Origin of the sequence: Micromonospora sp. NBRC 101691, from assembly GCF_030269285.1 — a bacterium.
GTDB lineage: Bacteria > Actinomycetota > Actinomycetes > Mycobacteriales > Micromonosporaceae > Micromonospora > Micromonospora echinospora.
The window spans coordinates 118,999-143,420 of record NZ_BSTB01000021.1; the positions used below are offsets into that span (position 1 = coordinate 118,999).

Here is a 24,422-nt window from a genome sequence, read left to right on the forward strand (position 1 = left end):
AGCTTCCGCACAATGGAAGTGTGACTTCCATTGCAGATGCTGATAGCCGGGGCGGCGGGCTGTCAAGAGCCGCGGCCAGGCTTTTCGGTGAAGACGCCGGCGAGCGACCCCGAGCGCTCGTACTCGTCGAGCACGGCGGCGTACGGCGTCACGTCGATGCCCTGGTCCGCGCGCCAGGACGCGTCGTAGTACGTCGAGGCGTAGCGTTCGCCGCCGTCGCAGATCAGGCTGACCACGCTGCCCCGCTCGCCGGCACGCTCCAGGCCGGCCACGAGCCGGAGGGTCGCCCACATGCTCGTCCCGGTCGAGGGCCCGACCCGACGGCCCAGGCGGCGCGAGGCCCAGAGCATCGTCGCCACCGACGCCGCGTCCGGCACGCGGCACATCTCGTCGATCACCTCGGGGACGAAGGAGGGCTCGACCCGTGGTCGGCCGATCCCCTCGATCCGGGAGCCCCGGGGCGAGCGCAGTTCGCGATCGCCGAGGCGCCAGGCGTCGAGGAAGACCGAGTTCTCCGGGTCCGACACCAGCAGCCGGGTGGGGTGCCGCCGGTAGCGCAGGTAGCGCCCGATGGTCGCCGCCGTGCCGCCGGTCCCGGCGCTGGCCACGATCCAGGCCGGCACCGGGTGCGCCTCGCCGGACATCTGCTCGAAGATCGACTCGGCGATGTTGTTGTTGCCGCGCCAGTCGGTGGCCCGCTCGGCGTACGTGAACTGGTCGAGGTAGTGCCCGCCCAGTTCGGCGGCGAGCCGCCGTGCCTCGTCGTACACCTGGCCCGGATGGTCCACCACCTGGCAGCGCCCGCCGTGCCACTCGATGAGCTCGATCTTGGCCGGACTGGTCGCGGCCGGGACGACGGCGATGAACGGCAGGTCCAGCAGCCGGGCGAAGTAGGCCTCGGAGACCGCGGTCGAGCCGCTGGAGGCCTCGACCACCGTCGTGGTCGGCCCGATCCAGCCGTTGCAGAGCGCGTACAGGAACAGCGAGCGGGCGAGCCGGTGCTTCAGGCTCCCGGTCGGGTGCGAGGACTCGTCCTTGAGGTAGAGGTCGACGCCGTGCCGACCGGGCAGGTCGAAGGTCAGCAGGTGGGTGTCGGAGCTGCGGTTGGCGTCGGCCTCGACGCGTCGGATCGCCTCGTCGACCCAGGTCCGGTCGACGCGGGCCGGCTCGCACATCGTCATTCGAGGTCTCCTTCGGGGTCTGCTTCCGAGCGCTCTCGCGGATGCCCCGGTGGCGCTTGACCGGGTTGGGATTCGGGGGCATCCTATGGTACGGAAGTCAGACTTCCACTGTACGGAATAGCTGAAGGAGTGCCGTGACCAACCAGCCCGTCGACCCGGCCGATGCCCGAGCGATCGAGGACGTCCTCAACCGGGTCGCGTACATCCTCGACAGCCACGAGTACGACCGGCTCTCCGAGGTTTTCGCGCCCGACGTCTCCTTCGACAACCCGGGCCGCCTCACGGCCAGCGGGCTCGACGAGGTGGTCGCGGCCTTCAAGGCGATCGCCACGCCCGCGGTCAGTCACCACATCACGAACGTGGTGGTGGACGGCGTCGACGCCGACACCGCCGAGTGCCTCAGCAAGGCGCTCGCCCTGCGGGCCGGCGGGCAGGTGACCGCCGCGGTCTACCGCGACACCGTGACCCGCACCGACGCGGGCTGGCGCGTCGCGGCCCGGCGTATCAGCCCGCTGGGCTGAATCCGCGACGGCGACGGAACGAGAGGAAGCGGATGGAGCAGGCGTACGACGTGATCGTCGTCGGGACCGGGCACAGCGGCCTGGTGGCCACCGGTTACCTGGCCCGGGCGGGGTTGAGGGTGCTTGCCCTGGAACGCCGCGACATCGTGGGTGGCACCTGCGTCACCGAGGAGATCTTCCCCGGTTACCGCGGGAGCAGCGTGGCCAACGCGAGCCACAGCCTCGATCCGCGCATCGCGCGCGAACTCGAACTGGAGAAGCACGGGCTCCGCTTCGCCCACCCCCCGCTCGGATCGCTGACCCTCTTCGAGGACGGCCGGGCCCTGCCGGCCTGGCCGGACCGGGCCAAGCGCCGGGCGGTCATGGAGCAGTTCGCGCACGGGGACGCCGACCTCGACGGCTACGCCTCGGTCATCGGGCTGTACGCCTCGGTGGCCCGGCAGATGAAGGTCTCCTTCTACGACCCGCCGCCGTCGTTCGCCGAGGTGGCCGCGCGCTTCACCACCCCACGCCAGCGCCGTGACTTCGAGTCGATCATGTTCGGTCCGGTCGCGGACATCCTGGAGGAGCGGCTCTCGTCGCCGCAGTTGCAGGCGTTCTTCGCCGGCACCGCGGTCGCCACCAACTTCGTCGGCCCGCGCACCCCGGGTAGCGGCTACCTGCTGCTCCAGCGACCGCTCTGGGAGGAGTCGCTGCGCAGCGTCGGCAGCCACGACGACAACGAGCTGATGATGCGCAACGCCGCGCCGCTGGGCGGCATCGGCGCCATCACCGGCGCGATGGCGGCCTCCGCCCGCGCCCACGGGGCCACGATCCTCACCAACGCGGAGGTCGAGCGCATCCTCTGCGAGGACCAGCGGGTCGTCGGTGTCGCCCTGCGCGACGGCCGCGAGTTCCGCGCTCCCCGGGTCGTCTCCAACGCGAACCCGAAGCTGACCCTGACCGAGCTGGTCGGACCCGAGGACATCGGTCCGGAGCTGTACGACCTCGCCCGGGCGGTCAGCATGAAGGGCACCTCCGCCAAGGTCCACCTCGCGCTCGACGGCACCCCACGGTTCGCCGCCGCGCGGGACGAGGAGGAGAACCGGCTCTTCCTCGGCACCAACTTCCGGATCGCGGCCAGCATCGACGTGCTCCAGAACGCCTACAACGAGGCGGTGCTCGGGCGCTGGAGCAGGCGACCCACCGTCACCGCGATGATCGACTCGGCGCACGACCCGTCGCTGACCCCACCGGGATGCCACTTCATGAGCATCAGCGTCCGGGGGGTCCCGTACCACCTGGCCGAGGGCACCTGGGACGAGCAGCGCGACGACCTGGGCAAGGCCGTGGTCGGCACGTTGGAGCAGCACATCCCGAACCTCTCCGGGATCCTGGCCGGCGTCCACGTCTACTCGCCGCTGGACCTCGAACGCGAGTTCGCCCTCGTCGAGGGGAACGGCGCCCACGGCGACATCGTGCCGGGGCACATCTTCGACTCCCGCCCGATCCCCGGCTGCGCCGACTACCGGACCCCGGTCGAGGGGCTCTACCTGACCGGCGTCGGCAACTGGCCGGGCAACTTCATGAGCGGCGTCACCGGCTACAACGCGAGCGACCGCGTGCTGGCCGACCTCCGCCGTAGCACCGACTGACCCGACCGCACCAACCGGAGGAACACGATGATCATCGGACGAGGCATTCCCGCAGACCGGGTGTCGGCCATGCGGTCGGCGACCACCACCGGACAGGTCTGGTCGGACATCGTCCTGGCCGAGGGCGGGACGCGCGCCCTCAACATGTTCTTCGCGCCCGGGTCGCGCACGCACTGGCACCGGCACCCGGGCGGCCAGATGCTCTACACCGTCTCCGGTGAGGGCTGGATCCAGGAACGCGGCGGCGAGGTGGTGGTGATGCGTCCGGGCGACGTCGTCTGGACCGAGCCCGGGGTCGAGCACTGGCACGGCGCGACCGCGTCCGCCCAGCTGGTCCAGTTGGTGCTCCACTTCGGCGACGTCGAGTGGACCGGCGAGGTCGGCGAGGCCGAGTACGCCGCCTGCTGCGGCGCCGGGGACGCGCGATGAGCAGCCGCCCGGCCGATCTGGTCGCCCGGCTCGTGGGCGACCGTCCGGGCTCGTGGATCGACGGCGCCTGGGTGACCTCCCCGGACACGTTCGACGTCCACGACCCGGCGACCGGAGCCACGATCTGCGCGGTCGCCGACGCCGACGCCGACCAGGCCAGCGCGGCGGTCGCGGCGGCGTCAGCCGCCCTCGACGCGTGGTCGTCGGCGACCGGCTGGCAGCGTTTCGAGGTCCTCCGCCGGGCGACCGACCTGCTCGGCGAACGGGTCGAGGCCATCGGCGAGCTGATCAGCGCGGAGACCGGCAAGCCCCTGGCCGAGGCGGTCGGCGAGGCCCGCAACACGGTCCGCTTCTTCGAGTGGTTCAGCCACGAGACGCTGCGTCTCCCCGGCGAGGCCTGGTCCGACGTCGCGCCCGGCCGCGACGCCCTGGTGCTGCACGAGCCGATCGGGGTGGTCCTGGCGATCACGCCGTGGAACTTCCCGGCGTTCATGGTGGCCTGCAAGGTCGGCGCGGCGCTCGCGGCCGGCTGCACGGTCGTGCTGAAACCGGCCCCGCAGACGCCGCTCACCGCACTGGCCATCGCCCGCTGCTTCGAGGACGCGGGTCTCCCCTCCGGTGTCCTGAACGTCGTCGTGGCCGGCGATCCGCAGCGGGTCAGCGACGCGCTGCTGGACGCCCCCGAGGTCGCGTGCGTCAGCCTCACCGGGTCGCGCCGGGTGGGCGAACTCGTGATGCGCAAGGCCGCGTCGTCGATCAAGCGGGTCCTGCTCGAACTGGGCGGCAACGCGGCCGCGGTGGTGCTACCCGACGCCGACGTCGCCCGGACCGCGCGTGACCTGGTCCGGGCCCGGTTCCTCAACTCCGGGCAGGCGTGCATGGCCGCCAACCGGGTCTACGTCGTCGAGTCGACGGCCGGCGACCTGGTCGCCGAACTCACCGCGGCGGTCGACCGGATCGTCCTCGGCGACCCACGCGACCCGGCGACCACGATGGGCCCGCTCATCGACCACGCGGCCGTGGGTCGGATCGAGGCACAGGTGGCCGAGGCCGTGGCGGGCGGTGCCACCGTCGTCGCGGGCGGCACCAGGACCGCCGAGAACGAGGCGAGCGCGTTCCTCGCGCCGACGCTGCTGACCGCCGAGGGGAAGAGCCAACCCGCCGTACTCGGCGAGGAGTTCTTCGGCCCGGTGCTCAGCGTCATCCGCTGCGCCGACGTCGACGAAGCCGTCCGGTTGGCCAACGCGACCGAGTACGGCCTCGCGGCGTACGTGTTCGGCGGCGACCAGGCCGCCGCGACGGCTGTCGCCCGCAGGCTCAGGGCGGGCTCGGTCGGTGTCAACGCTCCCCTGGTCAGCGAGCCGGCCCTGCCGTTCGGCGGCATGCGCAGCAGTGGTCTCGGACGGGAGCGGGGGCGGCTCGGCGTCGAGGAGTACCTGGAGACCAAGACCGTCCAGATGCCCGCCGTCCGCTGACCCACCTCCTGACCCGCCACCGTCGCCTCCATCCCCTACGACGGCGGCCTCACACCCATGCCCAGAAAGAGGTAGAGCAGTGCCAACAGAGACAGTGTGCTTCGTCGGTGGTCGGGTCCGCACGATGGACCGGACCGGCACCGTCGCGGAGGCGTTCCGCGCCGAGGACGGCCGGATCGTGGCGATCGGCACGACGGAGGAGATCCTCGCGGCGGCCGGCGAGGCACGGGTCGTCGACCTGGCCGGCGCGACGGTGATCCCCGGGCTGGTCGACTGCCACTCCCACCTGGAGCTGCTCGCCTACTCCTGGGAGCTCGCCGTCGACTGCCGCTCGTCCCGGGTGTCGAGTGTCGAGGGGATCGTCTCGGTGCTCGCGGAGCGCGCCGGCGCGACGCCCGCCGGCGAGTGGATCCTCGGCCAGGGCGAGCACTACCAGAATCTCAAGCTCGCCGAGGGGCGTTACCCCGACCGGCACGACCTGGACCGGGTCAGCACCACCCACCCGGTCATGTACCGGGCGAGCTACCACCTCAACGTCTTCAACTCGCTCGGCCTGGAGCTGCTGGGCGTCGACGACGACACCCCGGACGCGCCCGGCGGCCGGATCGAACGTGACCCGGCGACCGGCGTCGCCACCGGCCGCACCTACGACATGTTCGAGCCGCTCGGCGGCCCGCAGCCGCCGGTCGAGGAACTCGCGGCGGCGATCAAGCGGGTGCAGGACCGGTACCTCGCCGTCGGGGTCACCACCCTCGGCGACATCCCGCTGCACCGCGCCGGCCTGGACGCGATCGCCTCGGTCGCCGCCGACGGCGACCTGGTGCTGCGCGCCGCGGTGTACCCGAAGCTGGAGGCGGTGGTGTCGGCCGAGGACGTGCGGACCGGCCGGACCCGGGAGCGTATCGACGCCCTCGACCCGGACCATCTCGGGATGGCGGGGTTCAAGGTCTTCCTCGACGGCGGGCTCACCGCCGGGGCGGCCGCCCTCCACGAGGACTACCCCGGCCAGCCCGGCTACCGCGGCGAGCTCGCGTTCACCGACGGGGAGGTCGCCGCCCTGGTCGCCACCGCCGACGCCGCCGGACTCCAGATCGCCATGCACGCGATCGGCGACCGTGCCCTGGACCAGGCTCTCGACGGCGTGTTGGCACTGCCGACCGAGCGGCACGGCGTCGCCCGGCACCGGATCGAGCACGCGGGCAACATGTTCATGACCGACGAACGGATCAAGCGGCTGGCGGCCTCCGGGGTGGTCCCCGTTCCGCAGCCGGCCTTCCTCATGACCACCGCGGCCGGATACGTCGCGCACCTGGGCACCGAGCGGATCGGAACCGTGATGCCGTTCCGTACGCTGATCGACCACGGCCTGCCGGTCCCGGGCAACTCCGACGCGATCGGCATCACCGAGGACCAGCACCACCCGTTCCCGGCGATGCGGGCCGCGGTCACCCGGCGCACCAACGACGGTGACGTGCTGGCCGCCCAGGAGGCGGTCACGGTCGAGGAGGCGCTGCGGATGTACACCGAGTGGGCGGCGTTCTCGATCGGCTGGGAGGACCGGATCGGCTCGCTCGAGGTGGGCAAGTTCGCCGACTTCGTCGTCCTCTCCGGGGACCCGTTGGAGACCGCGCCGGCGGATCTGGCCGCCCTGACCGTCGCGCAGACCTGGATCGGCGGCGCGCTGGTCTTCGCGCGGAGCTGACCGTGGTGCCTCGTCATGCCGCCCCGGACGGATGACCCCGGGGCGCCCGCACCCGCCACGGCCGTCCGGGTGCGGGCGCTCCCCCCCGTCCCCCACCCCGGCGGGGACACGCTGGTCACGCCACCGTCCGGGCGTGGTGGGTCACTCGCCGGAGTTGACGCCACCCACCAGCTTGTCGGAGAAGCGGGCGTTCTCCTTCGTCATGACGTAGAACTTGTAGAACGTGGTGTGATCGAGGTTGGTGACCGTGTGGCGGTAGCGGTCGGTGCCCGGCTGCGCGGGAAGGTCGACGACCTCCTTGAACGTCCCGGACTCCCAGTAGCCGACGCCGCGCTCGCAGTCCCACTTCCACTTCCGGCCCGTCCAGTCGTAGCTGAGGCGGAAACCCTCCTCGGAGTGGGACGGGTCAGTGAACTCGACGGTGATCCGGTGCTCGTCGCCCACCTTCCACGGCGTGAGGACGAGGTCGGTCGGCGTGGCCGGATCGAGCGTGTACCACTCGGGGTGGAAGGTCGCCGGCTCCGCCACCGGCGCGGAGCCGTCCGGCACGTTCTCCAGCACCACCCTGATCTGGTGGCTACCGACCGTGGTCGGTGCCGGGAACGAGATGCCGAACCCGTAGTTCCCGCCCTGTGCGGTGTGCGGCAGGTTGGCGAGGACCCTCACCTGTGGCAGGGCGTTGGAGTACGCCCGGACCGAGACGGGGCCCCCGTTGGCGTCGCGTGCCCAACCGGTGATCCAGATTACGCCGCCGTGGCGGGAGTAGTACTCGATCTTCCCGGTCGGCGGCACGTCGCTCGGCGGGGTCGGGTCCTCCGGGAACGGGTCGTTGCAGATGGGCCTCGGGTCGCCCAGCTGGCACCCAGGATCGGCCGACGCGCCATGCGGCGCGGCGAGCACGAGGGTGACGGTGGCCATGGCCGCCACGGCCAGGGCGGTGCGGAGTCGTCTCATGCGGCCCAGCGTGCGGTCCCCCACTGCAAGATGACTGGCAAGCGACGGGGAGTCGCCCCGCGTAGGACCGCACGGCAGGCAGCAGGCGGTACCGGCCCGGCACCGCGCCGGCGTCGACGAGCACCAGCGACGCGCGGACCAGGCCGACCAGCGCCGACGTCACGTCCGGCGCCCCGGCCACCCGCCGCACGTCGGTGAGCGTGAACGGGCCGGGGAAGAAGCGCAGCCGGTGCAGCAGGCGGCGTTCCCCGTCGGTCAACCGGCGGTGGCTGGCACCGATCACGTCGTCGAGCAGCCCGTCGTCGAGCGTCGCCAGGACGTCGGCCGGGGCGAGGGCCGCGGCGCGTGCGGCGGCACGCTCGACCGCGAGCGGAAGGGCGTCGAGTCGCCGGCAGATCCGCGCCGCGAGCACCGGTTCCGGCACCGTACCCCCCACCGCCCGCACCCGGTCGGCCAACAGCCGTACCGCGTCCACGTCGGACAGCGGAGGTACGGCGACCACCCGCTCCCCCGGCACGCCCAGCGACCGGCGACTGGTGACCAGCACCCGCAGCGCCGGGCAGCGGGCCAGCAACGCGGTCACCACCGGCACGACGTCGGTGAGCAGGTGGTCGGCGTGGTCGACGACGACGAGCACGGCCCGGTCGCCGATGCCGTCGGCGAGCCTGCGGGTCGCCGCGACCGGCACCCCCACCGCCTCCGCCACGACCGTGGGGAGGCGCCCCGCGTCGCGAAGCCCGGACAGGTCGACGAACCAGGGTCCGTCCGGGTCACGGCGACGCCGGGCCACCTCCTGCGCCAGTCGGCTCTTGCCCACCCCGGGCGGACCGGTCAGCGTGACCAGGCGCCCGGCGTCGAGAGCGGCGGCGGTCGCGGCCAGCTCGGCCGTCCGCCCGACGAACGACGAGATGGGCGCCGGGACGTTGCCCGTCCGGACCGGTCGTCCGGCGAGGACGGTCTCGTCCTGGCGCAGGATCGCCGACTCCACGCGGCGCAGCTCCGGGCCCGGTTCGATGCCCTGCTCGTCGGCCAGGTGCGCGCGGGCCCGCCGGAGCACCGCCAACGCGTCCGCCTGCCGCCCCGCCCGGTACAGGGCCGTCGCCAGCAGCTCCCATCCGCGCTCCCGTAGCGGTTCCTCGACGACGAACGCCTCCAGCTCCCCGATCGCCGTCCGGTGGCGGCCGAGCGCCAGCAGCGCCGTCATCCGCAGCTCCGTCGCGGTGGCGTGCAACGTGTCCAGTCGGGCCCGCTCCGGGATCGCGAACGCGGCCTCTCCGACGTCGGCGTAGGCCGGGCCGCGCCAGAGCGCCAGGCCTTCACCCAGGGCCGCCTCGGCCTCCTCCGGACACCGGTCCACAAGCGCGCCGCCGCGCGCCACGAGGGCGGCGAAACGGTCCGCGTCCAGGCTCTCCGGCGGAATCCGCAGGGCGTACCCGGGACCGTCACGGACCAGCATCCGGCCCTTGGCGCGGGCCGGGCGGCCGGGCTCCAGCACGGCGCGCAGCCGGGCCACGTACCCGTGCAGGGTGGCGCGGCTCGCCGGCGGCCGGCTCTCCCCCCAGACGAGAGCCTCGATCCGGTCCACCGGCATCATCCGGCCCCGGGCGGCCAGCAGCGCCGCGAGCAGGGTGCGCTGTCGCCGCCCGCCCAGCGGGACCGGGTCGCCGTCCCGCCTCGCGTCGAGCGGACCCAGCACGAACAGCCGTACCCCCTCCATCGTGTCCCTCCCTCTCGGTGCCGGGTCAGCGTCGCCGCGCCGGCACCCGGAGACCAGGGTCCGCCGTCCCGGTCGTCCGGGACGGCGTCGCCTCGGCCGAACGGTCGAGTGTCCGGCGTCCCGGACGGTCGGGATCCCCGGCTCTGGTGCTCGGGCCGTTCCGGTCGGCAGGCTGGGGCGCCCGCTCTGACCGGTGAGGAGACCGAGTGCACGCACGACCGCCGACCGACGACGCCCGCCCGCTCGCGGCGCGGGCGGTGCTGGCCATCACGGGGGTGCTCAGCGTCGGCTCCGTGGCCGCGTGGTGGGCGGCCGCGCCGCCGTGGCATCCGTGGATGCTGTACTCGCTGGTCGACCTCGTGGTCGGCGCGATCTACGGGGTGGTGGCGTGGCTGACGCTGTCCCGACGGGCCCACCTGGCGGCATGGATCATGGCGGCGGCCGGGGTGGGCGGTGCGGTCTCGGCGGCCGCCGCGGCCGTCGACATGGTACGTTTCCGCTGGCCGGATCTTGACGTGCCGCTGCCGCTGGCCGGCATCGCGTACTGGGCCTGGGTGCCCGGCTTCTACGCGCTGGCCGTGGTGCTGCCGTGGCTGCTTCCGGTGCGGCCGCTCGGCCGAGCGGCGCGGGCCGCGGTCGGGGTCGGCGTCGCGTTCATCGTCGTGGCGCAGGTGTGCGCGGTAACTGTACCGGGGGTTCCGTGGGCACTGTCGCTGACCGGGCCGGCGGCCCGGGTCCGGGCGACGGTCGATCCCTGGCTGGAGCCGGTGCTGGTGCTGCTCGCGCTGGTCGCCGCCGTCGGCGTGCTGTGGCGCCGACGGGCCGCGCCCCCGGCCCGTCGACACGGCCTGGGCTGGCTCGCGGTCGGCACCCTGCTGCTCGCCGGGGCGTTCGTGCCGCTGGCGCTCAATCCGCTGCTGCCGGTGCGGGTGCCGACCCCCTCCGCGCCGCTGCTGATGCTCGGCGCCCAGGCCTTCTTCCCGGCGTCGGTGCTCGTCGTCGTGCTGCGCCAGCGCCTGTGGGGGCTGGAGCTGGTGGTGCGCCGGACCCTGGTGTGGGCGCTGATGACCGCGCTGGTGATCGCGACGTACGTCGGGGGTGTCCTGGCGCTGCGGGCCCTGCTGCCGGCGTCGTCGGCGGTGCCCGAGGTGGTCGTGACGGCATCGTTGGCGGCGGCGTTCCAGCCGCTGCGGCACTGGGTGCAGCGGCGCGTCGACCGGCTGGTGCACGGGGACACCGGGCAGCCGCTGATGCGTCAGGTCGCCGACCGGCTGCGGGCCACGGACGGCGGCCGGCAGATGCTTGACGCGGTCGCCGACGGGATCGCCGCCTCCCTCCGGCTGGCCGGGACCCGGATCGTCCTCGCCGGCGGGCCCGACTGCGTGTCACCGACGTCGGTCGCCCTGGTCAACGGCGACCGCCGGGTGGGCACGCTGCACGCCTGGCCCCGACCTGGCGAACGGCTCGACGGCCGGGCCGCCGCCGCGTTGACCGACCTCGCTCCGGTGGTGACCGCGCTCGCCGAGCTGGCCGCCGCCCAGCACGATCTGGAGCGGTCCCGCCAGGGTCTGGCCCGCGCCCGCGACGAGGAACGCCGCAAGCTGCGCCGGGATCTGCACGACGGCCTCGGCCCGGCTCTCAGCGGCGTCTCCCTGGCGCTGGCGGCGGGACGGAACATGCTCCGCCCCCACCGCCACCTGTCCGAGGTGGCGGCGGCCGACGAACTGCTCGACCAACTGGTGGCGGAGGTGGACCGTCAGGCGGCCGGAGTACGGGAGATCGCGCGGGACCTCCTGCCGCCGCTGCTCGACGACGGGGCCCTCGGCCCGGCACTGGACCGGCTCCGCGAACGGTACGCCGCCGCCGGGCTGGCCGTCCGGGTCCACGCCCCGCCCCTGCGCCTACCGGAGGAGGAGGCGACCGCCGTGTACGGCATCGTGGCGGAGGCCGTCCGCAACGTGCACCGGCACGCCGGCGTCGAACGGTGCGCGGTCGACGTCTCGACCGAGCCGGACGGCCTGACGGTCAGCGTGGCCGACCACGGAGTCGGCATCGGTGGCGCGGCCGGTACGGGCGTCGGCACGCGGGCGATGCGCGAACGCGCGGAGGCGATCGGCGCCGAGCTGACGATCGGACCGGCCCGCGCCGGTCAGGCCCGCCCCGGCACCGTCGTGTGCCTGCGTCTACCCCTGTCGGAGGGCACCCGATGAACGCGCCGACGGCGGACGGCGTCTCGGAGGACAACGTCGTCCGGGTCGCGGTGGTGGACGACCATCCGGTGTTCCGGCTCGGGATGACGGCGCTGCTGAGGACGCTGGACGGGATCGTCTGTGTCGGTGAGGCGGTCGACGTGCCGTCCGCGCTCACGCTCGTCGAGGCCCGCACTCCCGACGTCGTGCTGATGGACCTGCACCTCGGCGACCGTTCCGGGGTGGAGGCGACGCGGATGATCCGGGCCCGGCACCCGGGCGTCGCCGTCCTCGTGATCACGATGTTCGACGACGACGACTCGGTCTTCGGCGCGTTGCGGGCCGGCGCGTCCGGCTATCTCCTCAAGGGCGCGTCGCCGCCGCAGGTGGAGCGGGCGGTACGGGCCGTCGCGGACGGCGAGATGCTGCTCGGGCCGGAGATTCGGGCGCGCACGGTCGGCTTCCTCACCCGGGGAACCGGCACGGTGCCGCCCTTCTCGCAGCTCACCGACCGGGAGCGGGAGGTCCTCGACCACGTGGCGCGCGGGCTGGACAACCGCGCGATCGCCCAGCGGCTGGCGCTCAGCCCGAAGACGGTACGCAACCACGTCTCGAACGTGCTGGTCAAGCTCGGCGTGAGCGACCGTGGGCAGGCCATCGTGCGCGCACGCGAGCGGGGACTCGGTCGCGGCTGACACGCCCCGGTCGGCCCACGCCGTTCCGCTCGACGGTCGGGTGCCGCGCGGGCCGGCGGGACGTCGTCGACGCCGAGGTCAGAGCGTGATGGTGCCGCTGATGTGGCTGGTGGCGGCGCCGCCGACCCAGAGGGTGCCGTCCGGGTCGAGGGTGATCTCGATGGTCCCGGCCCGGCCCATCCGTCTGCCCTGCGAGACGCGGTAGGTGGGGGCCGCGCCGCCGGTGGCGGTGAGCCACTGGCCGACCGAGGCGTTCATGCTGCCGCACACCGGGTCCTCGGCCACCCCGGCCCCGGGGGCGAAGGTGCGCATCTCGAAGGCGTGCTCGGACCCGGCGGGGTAGGCCCCGATCGCGCCGACCATCGCGGTCGGGATGCGGGACAGGTCCGGTTCGAGAGCGAGCACCTCCTCCGCCGTGGGCAACTGGACCACGCACCAGCCGGGCCCGTTGTCGACCCACTGATGGGCGAGGACACGGTCACGCGGGATGCCGAACGCGGCGACGATCTCGTCGACGAACTCGTCGTCGAGCGCGCCGTCGCGGACGAGCGGCGGAGCGGCGAAGGACAGGACGCCGTCGCCGAGACGCACGTCGATCAGGCCGGCGCCGCATTCCTGGACGACCCGGTCGGCCCGGCGCGGTGCGCCGCCGTGGTCCAACCACGCGCGCGCGGACCCGAGGGTGGGGTGCCCGGCGAACGGCAGTTCGCCGCCGGGGGTGAAGATCCGCAGCCGGTAGTCCGCCTCCGGGTCGGTGGGCGGCAGCACGAACGTGGTCTCGGACAGGTTCGTCCAGCGCGCGAGGCGCCGCATCTCCTCGTCGGTCAGGTCGGTCCCGTCGAGGACGACGGCGACCGGATTGCCGAGATACGGGGTCGTGGAGAACACGTCGACCTGCGCGAACGTGCGTGAGCGCGGCATAGTCGTCAGGACCTTTCGTGGGCAGCGGACATTGGTCTCGGGCACCCCGCCCGCAGGCGGAGGCATGTCCATCCCAACCGATGCCCACCCGGCGGGACAGGGCCAGTCACCACCAACTGGACTGGCCCTCAGGAGCCGGTGGAGGCGGGGTCGTTCCCCTTGTCGGGGTGTTGGTCCCCGGGAAGGCCCGGATTGTCGGTGGGTGGGCCTAGCGTCTGAGGTGACCCGGTCACCCAGCCAAGGGAGCCCTGTGATGACGTCTCGTCTCAACCCGTACCTCACCTTCGACGGCAACGCCCGCGAGGCCATGGAGTTCTACCAGTCGGTGTTCGGCGGCCAGCTTCAGGTCAGCACGTTCGGTGAGTACGGTCCGCCCGACCCCGCCCTCGCCGACAAGGTGATGCACGCGATGCTCACCACCGATCGGGGCTACGTCCTGATGGCCTCCGACACCGCGCCCGGCATGGCCTACAACCCGGGCGACACCATCACGTGCAGCCTCAGCGGCGACCCCGGGGACGGCCTGGAGGAGGCATGGGAGAAGCTGTCCGACGGCGGCACCGTCACGATGCCGTTCGAGAAGCAGATGTGGGGCGACATGTACGGCGCCTGCGTCGACCGGTTCGGCATCCCGTGGATGGTCAACGTGACCCAGCCCCGGTGACCCGCTCCCGGTGGGGCCGTGGTCACGTCGACGTCGGTCGGCCCCGCTGACCGACGATCCGGTCAGTCGACGCGGACGCCGGTCAGGACCCGCATGGCCTGGCGTTCGCGGTCCGCGAGGTCGGTGAGGACCGCCGAGGCGCGGGTCAGGTGCTCCGGCTCACCGGTTTCCCCGGCGGCCGTGATGTGCCGGGAGACCTCGGTCCACAACGGGGCGATCTCGGCGTACATCTGGTGACCGAGGCGGACGTGGTCGTCGTCGACGATCGTGGCGCATTCGGCGAGGAAGTCGCGGTACATGGCGCGGAACAGGGCGCCGCCGGTCCCGCCGCGTTCCATCAGCGCCGCTGCCTGCGGCAGGTCGCGGGACGGGTCGTTCGCGCGGTCGAGCCACCGCGTCACCTGTCGGGCCGCCTTGTCGATGCCGCGGTGACCGAGGTTGGCGATGGGCGGGTTCAGGAAGGCGTGCGCGTTGTTGCGGACGGCCGTCCGGATGGCGTCGCCGAGGTCGGGTCGGTCGGTGGGGCTGGCGACCGTGTAGGAGAGGTTGCGGGCGGTCATCGGTCCGCGTTCGCTGCGCGCCCGTTCCAGGCTCGTCAGTGTGGTCGTCACGGTGCCGCCCTGCTGGGCGGTGTCGACCAGGTAGGCGTGGGTCTCGTCGTAGCCGTACAGCGCCACGAAGTGGCCCCCGAAGTGGACCTTGGTGGTGAAGTACTCCAGGTGGTAGCAGTCCAGTTGCAGGCCGACCGGACGTCCGGCGGCGAGGGCGGCGGCGACGTTCTGCCAGGCCCTACGGGGCGAGGCGGTCTCCTGGACGTGCAGCGTCAGGCCCAGCCGGTCGGCCACGGTCCGGGTGATCGTGGTGGGCTTGGTGCGGCCACCGAGGAACGGGAAGTCCATGTTCCTGGCGTCCCAGTAGACGAAGCCCAGACCTTCGCCGAGACCGAACAGCATGGGCTCGGACAGGTCGACGCCCGCGTGGCGCAGCAGGGCGCCGAGCGTGGTGGTCTCGCAGTGCCGGCCGTCGGGGAACGCCACGTTCTCAATGATCATCTGTTCTCCTGGTCTGCGGGTCGGGACGGGCCGGACGCGGGTCGGACCGGCCAGGCGATCTCCGTACGGAGCGCGGCCGTGGGCACGCCGGGCTCGACCATCCCCCGGAAGAGGGTCGATCTCCGGTCCGGCCCCTGTCGCACCGACCACGGACGACATCATCGCCGAACGGTCCGACGGTTACGGCCCGGACCCGTGTCGGCGGCCCACCCGCATCCGCCCGGCGTGCGCGGCGATTCCTTGCAGACGCGTTAACGAACCGCTATGTTAGCGATAACATTGATGAATGTAGTCGGACTTTGTTCCGGTCGCCGGCCACCACCCGGCGACCGCCACCGCGACGACGTCCGTCCCGCCGAGCCACGTCTGGTCCCGATCCCGGCCCCGTGCGTCCCGTTCCGCAGCGCCCCCGCACCCTCGTCGTCGCACCGTCGCCACCGAGAAAGGGCACCCCCATGACCCTGACCCGACGAGCCTTCACCCTGGGCATGGTCGCCACCGGCGCGGCCACCGCGACCGGCCTGACGCTCACCCCCCGGAGCGCCTCGGCCGCCACCTACACCGCGTACGTCAAGACCTACTTCACCGAGTCACCGAACCAGTCCGGAGCCGACTACGGCCTGCACCTCGCCGTCAGCCGGGACGGCCTGAACTGGACCCCGCTCAACCAGAACCGTCCGGTGGCCACCCCGACCGCCGGTGAGCTCGGTCTGCGGGACCCCTTCCTCCTCCGCAAACAGGACGGCACCTTCGTGGTGGTCGCCACCGACCTGCGCGGCACCGACTTCGCGCGCACCAGCCAGTACCTGCACGTGTACGACTCGACCAACCTGACCAGCTTCACCGGTTACCGGCGCATCCGGATGCACACCTACAGCAACGTCCACACCTGGGCGCCCACCGTGTTCTGGGACGCGGCACGCGGTCAGTACGCCGTCGTCTACTCGGCCAACACCACCGCGGACCTGTTCCTGGTGAACTACACGACCGACTTCCGCACGGTGAGCGGCCCGCAGACCTACTTCAGCCCCGGTTTCCCGGTGCTCGACCCGGACATCCAGGTCCACAACGGAGTCACGTACCTGTACTACAAGAACCTCGCCGACGGTTACCTGTACGGCGCCCGGTCGAACACCGGCGCGCCGAACAGCTTCACCACCTACACGAGCGGACTGCGGCAGGGCAACGCCATCGAGGGGGTGCACCTGGTCAGGCGCAACGACGGCGCCGGCTGGTGGCTCTGGGGCGACTCGTTCAGCCCGGTCAACAACGACTTCTACCTGTGGTCGAGCGGCAACATCGGGAGCAACTCCTGGTCGGTGCTGAACCAGCGCGACTACACCCCACCACTGAACTCGAAGCACGGCTCGGTCGTCGGCGTCACCGAGGCCGAGTACAGCGCCCTGATCAGCAGGTGGGGCACGCCGAACTGGGTGCGGTTGAAGTCGTCCAACTTCCCCGACCACGTCGTCCGACACCAGAACAACGTGGGCCGGCTCGACCCGTACCCGCTGGAGCCGTACCAGGACCAGATGTGGCGGATGGTGCCCGGCCTCGCCGACTCCGCCGGCGTCTCCTTCGAGGCGGTGAACCGGTCCGGCAGCTTCCTGCGGCACAGCGGCTACGCGGTCCGGCTCGACCCCGACGACGGCAGTGCCGCCTTCCGCGCCGACGCCACCTTCCACCGTACGGCCGGGCTGGCCGACGCGTCCTGGACGTCGTTCCGCTCGCACAACTTCCCCGACCGCTACCTGCGTCACTCCGGCTATCTGCTGCGCATCGATCCGCTGAGCACGTCCTCCGGCCTCACCGACCGGCAGGACGCGACCTTCCGGGTCATCTCCTAACGCTTCCGTCGGCCCACCTGGGCCGACGGTTCTCCGGGCCGGGCCGGGCCGACGGCGACGTGAGCGCGCCGACGCCCGCCCGGCGAGAACGGCCGGCGGGGCTCTGCCCACCCCGTCCGCCCGGTCGTCCCGCGCCGGTCCGTGGATCGGCGCGGGACGGCGCACACCCGTACCGCCCCCAGCCCCGCACGAGGGACCGGACGACGCGCCCGGCCACCGACCGGTCCGTCCCGTTCCCCTTCGGCCGGGACCCACCAGCTCCGGAGGCCGTGATGCCCCTTCCCGCCCTGAACCGTCGTTCCCTTCTCCGCGCCGCCGGCGCGACGGCCGTCGGCACCGCTGTCGCGCCGGCCCTCGGGTCCCTCGCCGACGCCGGTGCCGTCCTGCCCCCGGCCCGGCCCGACATCGGCGTCTCCACCCTCGCGTTCGAGCCGGGCCAGGTCCGGCTCACCGCGAGTCGCTGGCAGGACAACCAGAACCGCACGCTGGCCTACCTGCGGTTCGTCGACGTCAACCGGCTGCTCTACAACTTCCGCGCCAACCACGGCCTGTCCACGGCCGGCGCGACGCCGAACGGCGGCTGGGACGCCCCCGACTTCCCGTTCCGTACCCACGTGCAGGGGCACTTCCTCAGCGCCTGGGCGTACGCCTGGGCGGTGCTCGGCGACACCACCTGCCGCGACCGGGCGATCCACATGGTGGCCGAACTGGCGAAGTGCCAGGCCAACAACGCGTCCGTCGGCTTCGGCGCCGGCTACCTCTCCGGGTTCCCCGAGTCCGACTTCACCGCGCTGGAGAACCGCACGCTGACCAACCGGAACGTCCCCTACTACTGCGTCCACAAGACCCTCGCCGGGCTGCTCGACGTGTGGCGTCTGGTCGGCGACACCCGGGCCCGCGACGTCCTGCTGGCGCTCGCCGGCTGGGTGGACCGGCGCACCGGCCGGCTGACCACCGCCCAGATGCAGGCCATGCTGGGCACCGAGTTCGGTGGCATGAACGCGGTGCTGGCCGACCTGTACCAGCAGACCGGTGACGCCCGCTGGCTGACCGTCGCGCAGCGGTTCGACCACGCCGCCGTGTTCGACCCGCTCGTGGCGAACCAGGACCGGCTCAACGGACTGCACGCCAACACCCAGGTGCCGAAGTGGATCGGCGCGGCCCGGGAGTTCAAGGCCACCGGCGTCACCCGTTACCGGGACATCGCCGCCAACGCGTGGGCCATCACCGTCGACGCGCACACCTACGTGATCGGCGGCAACAGCCAGGCCGAGCACTTCCGGGCCCCCGACGCCATCGCCGGATACCTGCGCAGCGACACCTGCGAGGCGTGCAACACCTACAACATGCTCCGGCTGACCCGGGAGCTGTGGCAGTTGGACCCGAACCGGGTCGCGTACGTCGACTACTACGAGCGGGCGCTGCTGAACCACCTGATCGGGCAGCAGAACCCGGCCGACGCCCGCGGGCACGTCACCTACTTCACGCCGCTGCACCCGGGCGGTCGGCGGGGCGTCGGCCCGGCGTGGGGCGGCGGCACCTGGAGCACCGACCACCACTCCTTCTGGTGCTGCCAGGGCACCGGACTGGAGACCAACACCACGCTGATGGACTCGATCTACTTCCACGACGGCACCACGTTGACGGTGAACCTCTTCATGCCGTCGGTGCTCAACTGGACGCGACGCGGCATCACCGTCACCCAGACCACCGCCTACCCGGTCAGCGACACCAGCACCCTGACCGTCAGCGGGTCGGTCGGCGGGTCGTGGACGATGCGGATCCGGATCCCGGCGTGGACGAGCGGGGCGACCGTCAGTGTCAACGGCACGCCGCAGCAGATCGCCACCACGCCGGGCACCTACGCCGTCCTGAACCGGGCCTGGACCTCGGGCGACGTCGTCACGGTCCGGCTGCCGATGCGCGTCGTCATGGCCGCCGCCAACGACGACGCGGCGGTCCAGGCGATCACGTACGGCCCGGTGGTCCTGTCCGGCGACTACGGCGACACCGTCCTGAGCAGGCTGCCCGTACTGGACGTCGGTTCGGTCCGGCGGACCGGCGACAGCACCCTGGCGTTCACCGCCGTCGCCGACGGCGCGCCGGTCCGGCTCGAACCCTTCTACGACGCCCATGGACACAACTACACGGTGTACTGGCAGGTCGGCGCCGGCGGCGACGCGAGCTTCCGCCTCGCCAACGCGGCCAGCGGTCTCGTGCTCGGCATCCAGGACATGTCCACCGCCGACGGCGGGCTCGCGCTCCAGTGGGGCGACACCGGCACCGCCGACCACAACTGGCAGACGCTGGTCGACGGTGCGGCCGTCCGGCTGCGCAACGTGCACAGCGGGAAGGTGCTCGGCGTGGAGAACATGTCCACCGCCGACAACGCGCGGGTTCTCCAGTGGGCGGACAACGGCACCGCCGACCACCTCTGGACGGTGGTCGACGTCGGCGACGGAACCCACAAGCTGCGCAACGTGCACAGCGGCAAGCTGCTCGCCATCTCGGGTGGCGCCACCGCCCAGGGCGCCCTGGCGGTACAGGACCGGGACGACGGCAGCCCGGACAACCAGTGGCGGTTCCTGCCGAACGGGGCCCGGCGGATCCAGAACCTCGCCAGCGGCCTCGTGCTCGGCGTGCGGGACATGTCCACCGCCGACGGCGGCCTCGTGATCCAGTGGGGTGACAGCGGCACGGCCGACCACCTCTGGACCGCGATCGTGGACGGCGGTCACCTACGGTTGCGCAACTCGCACAGTGGCCGGGTGCTCGCCGTCGAGGGCAGCGCCACCGCCGGTGCCCGGATCGTGCAGTGGGCCGACAACGGTGCCCTGAACCACCGGTGGCGACTGCGGTACGGCGGTGGTGGCTACTTCCGGATCCAGTGCGCCGACGGCGGCCGGGTCCTCGGTGTCAGCGGCGGTTCCAGCAGTCAGGGAGCCCAGGTCGTGCTCGGCGACGACAACGGTGCGGCCGACCAGCGCTGGCGGTTCGTCTGACCGGTCGGGCACCGGTCCCCGGCCGGTGCCCCATGACGCGACCGGCCGGACCCGGGAAGGTTCCGGCCGGTCGCGCCTCGTGTCGCCCGCCCCACCGGAGGCTCGGACGGCGGGACCCGGGAGGGGCTATTCCAGGTGGAAGGTGGCGGAGGCCCGCTCGGCCGTCGAGCTCACCGCCTCCAGGTACAGCAGCCCGTCCCGGTGGCGTACGTACCGGCCCGGGAAGTTCTGCGACTCCAGCGTCAGCCCCGAGGCGTCGGCCAGGCCGGCCCGCCGCTGGAAGCTCGCGTCCGCGTCGAAGAGCGCCGTGCCGTCGTCCCGCTCGACGTACAGGGCGAAGCCCCGGTGCCGCAGGTAGTAGCCGGGGTTGTTGGTCGACTCCAGCGACACCGAGCCGGCCCCGGCGAGCCCGGTGACGATACGGAACTGAGAGTCCGCCAGGTTGGTGACGTTCGGCTCGACCCGGACCCGGTAGTCGTAGTGCCGGAGGTAGCTGGTGGACAGGTCGTGCGAGCGCAGCCGGACCGGCGTGACGCCGTCGGGGACCGGGATGCCGAGGTTCGGGGTGCCGTCCGCGTTCCAGTACAGCTTCTGGATCCGGGTCCGCCGGTTCGGGTCGTCGAGCGGGTCGCCGACGATGTCCCGGTAGTTGCGGTCGTGGTAGACCAGGATGTCGCTCTGCCCGTCCTCCGAGACGGTGAACGAGTTGTGCCCGGGACCGTACTGGCCGGTGGCGGCGTTGCTGGCGAACACCGGGGTGGGACTCTTGCTCCAGGCGGCCGGGTCGAGCAGGTTCGCCGTGGCGGAGGCGGTCAGCATCCCGAGGCAGTAGTTGGCGTCCGTCGCGCTCGCCGAGTACGTCAGGAAGACGCGCCCGTTGCGCTGGATCACCGCCGGCCCCTCGGCCACCCGGAAGCCCCGGGTCTCCCAGTCGTACGTCGGCACGACCAGCCGGGTCACCGTGCCGGTGATCTGCCAGGGGTTGGCGCCCATCCGGGCGAGGTAGACGTTGGAGTTGGTGGAGATGCCCGGCTCCTGCTGGGCCCAGGTCAGGTAGCGCACACCGTTGACCACGAAGGTCGAGGCGTCCAGGCTGAAGGTGTCCCACGGCGTCGTGATCCGGCCCCGTTCGGTCCACGAGCCGGTCAGCGGGTTCGCGCTCGCGTTCTCCAGCACGTACATCCGGATCCGCCACACGTCGTCGGTCCGGCCGGCGGCGAAGTAGACGTACCACCGGTTGTTGATGAAGTGGATCTCGGGTGCCCAGATGTGGGCGCCCATCTCGCCGCTGGCGTGCCGGTGCCAGATCGTCGTCTCGGGGGCCGTGGCCAGGCCCTGGAGGGTGGACGCGCGGCGCAGCACGATCCGGTCGTACTGCGGCACGGTGGCCGTCAGGTAGTAGTAGCCGTCGGTGTGCCGGACGATGTGCGGATCGGCGCGCTGGTTCACCAGCGGGTTCGTGTAGCTGACCGCCGGGGCGGCGTGCGCGGGCCCGGCCACCGGCAGGCCGGCCCATACGGCGAGGGTCACCAGCACGGCGGCCAGGGTCGCCCGCAGCCGACGGCGGACGGGGCGGCCGGTGCGGTCCGGGCCGGCGGGCCGACGGGGCACGGGCCGACGGGGCACGGGTCCGGTGGGGTGGGGTGGGGGCATCGGTCCTCCAGGACGTCGCGGACGGTCGTCGGTCAGAAGAGGTAGGGCCACCCGGCGGCGTCGTACCCGATCCGGTTGATGCCGAGCAGCGACACCCCGTTGTCGGCGTAGTAGTGGTAGAAGAGCAGGTCGCCGTCGTGGTCGGCGAGCACGGCCGGATGGCCGGGGCCGTGGACGCTGCCGTGCGAGGCGAGGATCTCCGTGCCGCCTCCGGAGAGCATGTTCCGGCCCGCGCGGTCGAGGAACGGCCCGGTCGGGGCGGCGGAGCGGCCGACCATCGTCCGGTAGGTGCTGGCCGCGCCCTGGCAGCAGCGGTCGAACGAGACGTACAGGTAGTACCAGGCGCCCCGCTTGACGATGACGGGAGCCTCGATGCCGGGTCCGTAGGAGGCCAGGCTGTGCATCGCCGTGCCCGACCGGCGCCCGGTGGCGGGGTCGATGGGGACGAGTTTGATGCCGGACCAGAACGAGCCGAAGCTCAGCCACCACCGGCCCTGGTCGTCGATCGTCAGGTTCGGGTCGATGGCGTTGAAGTTGTCGCTGGTGCGCGACTCGACGACCAGGCCCTCGTGGGTCCAGCTGCCCGACGCGCCGGTGGCGCTGGTGGCGAGGAAGATCGCCGACCGGTTCGAGCCGAAGGTCGACGCCGAGTAGTACAGGAGGTAGCGACCGTTTCGGTACGACAGGTCCGGCGCCCAGAGGTTGCGGCTGCCGTTGGTGTAGGTGGTGGTCCACGGCGCGCCACCGGGGAAGACCGCTCCGGCGTTGCGGAAGGTGATCCGGTCGGTGGAGGTCTTCAGCGCGACGTCGGTGCCGGTGTGGGCGACGAGGTAGCCGCCCTCGGGCCGCTTGACGACCGTCGGGTCGTGCACGCCGATGTCGCCCGCGACCCTGCCCGGCTGGGGGTAGGCGGCCACCGCGACGTCCGTGGGTGCGGCAGCTGCCGGCCGGCCGCCGCCGGGGGACCACTGGTCGGTCACGGCGGTCCCCCGGTGGCCGGTCGGTGTGCCGGGGCTCGCCGCTGACCCCGGGGGTGACCCGACCAGCAGCCCGGCGGCCACCAGCGTCGCCACCGCCACCCCGGCTGCCGACGACGCCCGCCGGCCGCGCCGCCGGGAATGCACCGGCGGAGTCTCGGTCCTCGTCTCCATGCCACTCCCTCCGTGGATCCTGGTCGGTACCGGCGAGGCGGCGGTCCGCCGTGCCGGGACGGACGTCGCCGGACCGGGTACGTCGGTCGACGTCGTCGTCGTGCCGCCGGCCGGCCCGGCCGCCGGCCTCACTCGCCGGACGGGACGGCGACCGGGCTGCCGAGACGGACGGGCGTCCCGAAGTTGGGCGTGCCGTCGGCGTTCCAGGTGAACCGCTGCGCCCGGGTGGACCGGTTCATGTCACAACCGCCGCCCGCCGAGTCGTTCGCGTGGTAGACGATCCAGCTCTCGGTGCCGTCCGGGGAGGTGAAGAAGCCGTTGTGGCCCGGCGCGAAGACGCCGTTGGCATCGTTGCGCTGGAACACCGGTTCCGGCTTCTTCGTCCAGTGCGCCGGGTTGAGCGGGTCGCTGCCGGTGAGGGTCAACAGGCCGAGCTTGTAGTCCGGTCCCCAACAGGCGCTGGCCGAGTAGACGATCATGGTGCGCCCGTTGTGGTACAGCGGCTCCGGCCCCTCGGCCACCGGATGGGTCTGACGTTCCCAGGGCAGTGTGGGCGAGGTCAGCCGGACCCGGCTGCCGGACAGCGTCCACGGGTTGCTCATCGGCGTGATGAACAGGCTCTGGCCGTAGCTGCCGCCGGCGTTGTAGGTGCCCATCAGGTAGAGCCGGTTGTTGACCGTCAGGATGCTGGCGTCGAGCTGCCAGTCCGCGCCGAGGTCGGCCTTGAAGGTGTACGGGCCCATCGGGTCGGTGCCGGCGCTCTCCAGCACGTGCAGTCGCTGCGTCGGGTTGAAGTCGGGGACGTTCTGGCCCGCGGTGTAGTAGAAGTACCAGCGGGGGCCGTTCGGGCCGTTGATCAGGTGGAACTCCGGGGCCCACATGTTGCAGCAGCCGTTCGGCCGCCCCGCCAGGTTGAAGACGACCTGGTCCGGGGCGCTGGACAACCCGCCCAGGGTGGCGGACCGGCGCATGGTGATCGTCGAGTTCCACGTGGTGGTGGCCAGGTAGTAGTAGCCGTCGTGGTGGGTCAGCCACGGGTCCGGACCGTTGCGCTTGACCGGGTTGGTGAACGTCCGTCCCGGGCTGCCGCCGAGCCGGACCAGTTGCCACTGCTGGTTCGTCCCGTCGAGGTTCTGGTAACCGGCCAGCATTCCACCGTCGGCCGTGGACCAGTTCCACACGTCGACGACCTTGCCGCTGTGCCGGTTGACGAAGCGCACGAATCCGTCCGCCGATTCCTGCAACCGGAACTGCTGCGTCGCGGCCCCGCTGTCGGTCCGCTGCACCAACTGCGTTCCGTCCGCCGCGCTCGGCAGGTCCAGCACCTTCCCGCTGTGCCGGGAGCGGATCCGGTAGTAGCCTCCGCCCGAGTCGACGAACTGCCACTGCTGCACCGCGAGGTCGTTGCGCGTCCACTGGTTGACCGGCGCGCCGTCGGCCGTCGACCAGTCGTAGACGTCCATCGCCTTGCCGCTGTGCCGGTTGACGAACACGTACGTCGCCCCGACGTCCACCGTCGCCGCCCGTGCCGGCGCCGGCCCGGCCAGCCCGCCGACGGCCACCAGCCCGGCCGTCACCAGCGTCATCACCGCCACTGCGGCGGCCGACCACGCCCGCGACCTTCGCCACCGCGAG

The 24,422-nt window shown here is 72.5% G+C and carries 18 protein-coding genes; 10 read left to right on the plus strand and 8 right to left on the minus strand.

Features of this window, described 5'->3' with window-relative positions; all coding sequences use genetic code 11:
* Window positions 1-62 precede the first annotated feature (62 nt).
* Window positions 63-1,181, minus strand: coding sequence for an L-cysteine desulfhydrase Cds1 (gene cds1, locus QSK20_RS26525; protein ID WP_285791334.1), 1,119 nt, complete (start codon window positions 1,179-1,181; stop codon window positions 63-65).
* 134 nt (window positions 1,182-1,315) lie between these two features.
* Between cds1 and QSK20_RS26530 the strand changes: the two genes are divergently transcribed.
* The 5 genes from QSK20_RS26530 to QSK20_RS26550 all read left to right on the plus strand — a co-directional run bounded on the left by QSK20_RS26530 (window position 1,316) and on the right by QSK20_RS26550 (window position 6,942).
* Window positions 1,316-1,702, plus strand: a complete 387-nt coding sequence (locus QSK20_RS26530; protein ID WP_285791335.1) for a nuclear transport factor 2 family protein — start codon at window positions 1,316-1,318, stop codon at window positions 1,700-1,702.
* A 32-nt stretch (window positions 1,703-1,734) separates the two neighbouring features.
* On the plus strand, window positions 1,735-3,336 hold the full coding sequence (locus QSK20_RS26535; protein WP_285791336.1) for a phytoene desaturase family protein: 1,602 nt from the start codon (window positions 1,735-1,737) through the stop codon (window positions 3,334-3,336).
* A 27-nt stretch (window positions 3,337-3,363) separates the two neighbouring features.
* Window positions 3,364-3,765, plus strand: a complete 402-nt coding sequence (locus tag QSK20_RS26540; protein ID WP_285791337.1) for a cupin domain-containing protein — start codon at window positions 3,364-3,366, stop codon at window positions 3,763-3,765.
* The gene (locus QSK20_RS26545; RefSeq protein WP_285791338.1) at window positions 3,762-5,240 is read left to right on the plus strand and encodes an aldehyde dehydrogenase family protein; all 1,479 of its coding nucleotides are present in this window, start codon (window positions 3,762-3,764) and stop codon (window positions 5,238-5,240) included. The genes QSK20_RS26540 and QSK20_RS26545 overlap by 4 nt, the downstream gene beginning before the upstream one ends.
* Window positions 5,241-5,319: 79 nt before the next feature.
* The gene (locus QSK20_RS26550) at window positions 5,320-6,942 is read left to right on the plus strand and encodes an amidohydrolase (protein ID WP_285791339.1); all 1,623 of its coding nucleotides are present in this window, start codon (window positions 5,320-5,322) and stop codon (window positions 6,940-6,942) included.
* A 141-nt stretch (window positions 6,943-7,083) separates the two neighbouring features.
* Here QSK20_RS26550 and QSK20_RS26555 read toward each other — a convergent pair whose 3' ends face one another.
* Window positions 7,084-7,608, minus strand: coding sequence for a hypothetical protein (locus QSK20_RS26555; RefSeq protein ID WP_285791340.1), 525 nt, complete (start codon window positions 7,606-7,608; stop codon window positions 7,084-7,086).
* Window positions 7,520-9,613, minus strand: a complete 2,094-nt coding sequence (locus QSK20_RS26560) for an AfsR/SARP family transcriptional regulator (protein WP_285791341.1) — start codon at window positions 9,611-9,613, stop codon at window positions 7,520-7,522. The genes QSK20_RS26555 and QSK20_RS26560 overlap by 89 nt, the downstream gene beginning before the upstream one ends.
* 206 nt (window positions 9,614-9,819) lie before the next feature.
* Here QSK20_RS26560 and QSK20_RS26565 point away from each other — a divergent pair, with 206 nt between their 5' ends.
* Together QSK20_RS26565 and QSK20_RS26570 are read left to right on the plus strand one after the other, a co-directional pair.
* The gene (locus QSK20_RS26565; protein ID WP_285791342.1) at window positions 9,820-11,823 is read left to right on the plus strand and encodes an ATP-binding protein; all 2,004 of its coding nucleotides are present in this window, start codon (window positions 9,820-9,822) and stop codon (window positions 11,821-11,823) included.
* Window positions 11,820-12,497 (plus strand): response regulator, encoded by a 678-nt coding sequence (locus QSK20_RS26570; protein ID WP_285791343.1) that lies wholly within the window; start codon window positions 11,820-11,822, stop codon window positions 12,495-12,497. Before QSK20_RS26565 ends, QSK20_RS26570 begins: the two co-directional genes overlap by 4 nt.
* A 78-nt stretch (window positions 12,498-12,575) precedes the next feature.
* Here QSK20_RS26570 and QSK20_RS26575 read toward each other — a convergent pair whose 3' ends face one another.
* The gene (locus tag QSK20_RS26575) at window positions 12,576-13,418 is read right to left on the minus strand and encodes a PhzF family phenazine biosynthesis protein (RefSeq protein ID WP_285791344.1); all 843 of its coding nucleotides are present in this window, start codon (window positions 13,416-13,418) and stop codon (window positions 12,576-12,578) included.
* Between the two features lie 253 nt (window positions 13,419-13,671).
* Between QSK20_RS26575 and QSK20_RS26580 the strand changes: the two genes are divergently transcribed.
* A complete protein-coding gene (locus QSK20_RS26580) occupies window positions 13,672-14,082 on the plus strand; it encodes a VOC family protein (RefSeq protein ID WP_285791345.1) in 411 nt (136 codons plus the stop codon).
* Window positions 14,083-14,144: 62 nt separating this feature from the next.
* On the opposite strand, the gene QSK20_RS26585 is transcribed toward QSK20_RS26580, so the two are convergent.
* The gene (locus QSK20_RS26585; protein WP_285791346.1) at window positions 14,145-15,134 is read right to left on the minus strand and encodes a BtrH N-terminal domain-containing protein; all 990 of its coding nucleotides are present in this window, start codon (window positions 15,132-15,134) and stop codon (window positions 14,145-14,147) included.
* 455 nt (window positions 15,135-15,589) lie between these two features.
* On the opposite strand from QSK20_RS26585, the gene QSK20_RS26590 reads away from it, so the two are divergent.
* Together QSK20_RS26590 and QSK20_RS26595 are read left to right on the plus strand one after the other, a co-directional pair.
* The gene (locus QSK20_RS26590) at window positions 15,590-16,981 is read left to right on the plus strand and encodes a glycoside hydrolase family 43 protein (RefSeq protein WP_285791347.1); all 1,392 of its coding nucleotides are present in this window, start codon (window positions 15,590-15,592) and stop codon (window positions 16,979-16,981) included.
* Between the two features lie 272 nt (window positions 16,982-17,253).
* Window positions 17,254-19,983, plus strand: a complete 2,730-nt coding sequence (locus tag QSK20_RS26595) for a beta-L-arabinofuranosidase domain-containing protein (protein ID WP_285791348.1) — start codon at window positions 17,254-17,256, stop codon at window positions 19,981-19,983.
* Window positions 19,984-20,109: 126 nt separating this feature from the next.
* Here the strand turns inward: QSK20_RS26595 and QSK20_RS26600 are convergent, their stop codons facing one another.
* The 3 genes from QSK20_RS26600 to QSK20_RS26610 all read right to left on the minus strand — a co-directional run bounded on the left by QSK20_RS26600 (window position 20,110) and on the right by QSK20_RS26610 (window position 24,373).
* Complete coding sequence (locus tag QSK20_RS26600) at window positions 20,110-21,594, minus strand: family 43 glycosylhydrolase (RefSeq protein ID WP_285791349.1); 1,485 nt, start codon at window positions 21,592-21,594, stop codon at window positions 20,110-20,112.
* A 74-nt stretch (window positions 21,595-21,668) separates the two neighbouring features.
* On the minus strand, window positions 21,669-22,787 hold the full coding sequence (locus tag QSK20_RS26605) for an arabinan endo-1,5-alpha-L-arabinosidase (protein ID WP_285791350.1): 1,119 nt from the start codon (window positions 22,785-22,787) through the stop codon (window positions 21,669-21,671).
* A 128-nt stretch (window positions 22,788-22,915) separates the two neighbouring features.
* Window positions 22,916-24,373: a family 43 glycosylhydrolase gene (locus tag QSK20_RS26610; protein WP_285791361.1), complete on the minus strand. Its 1,458-nt coding sequence runs from the start codon at window positions 24,371-24,373 to the stop codon at window positions 22,916-22,918.
* Window positions 24,374-24,422 lie beyond the last annotated feature (49 nt).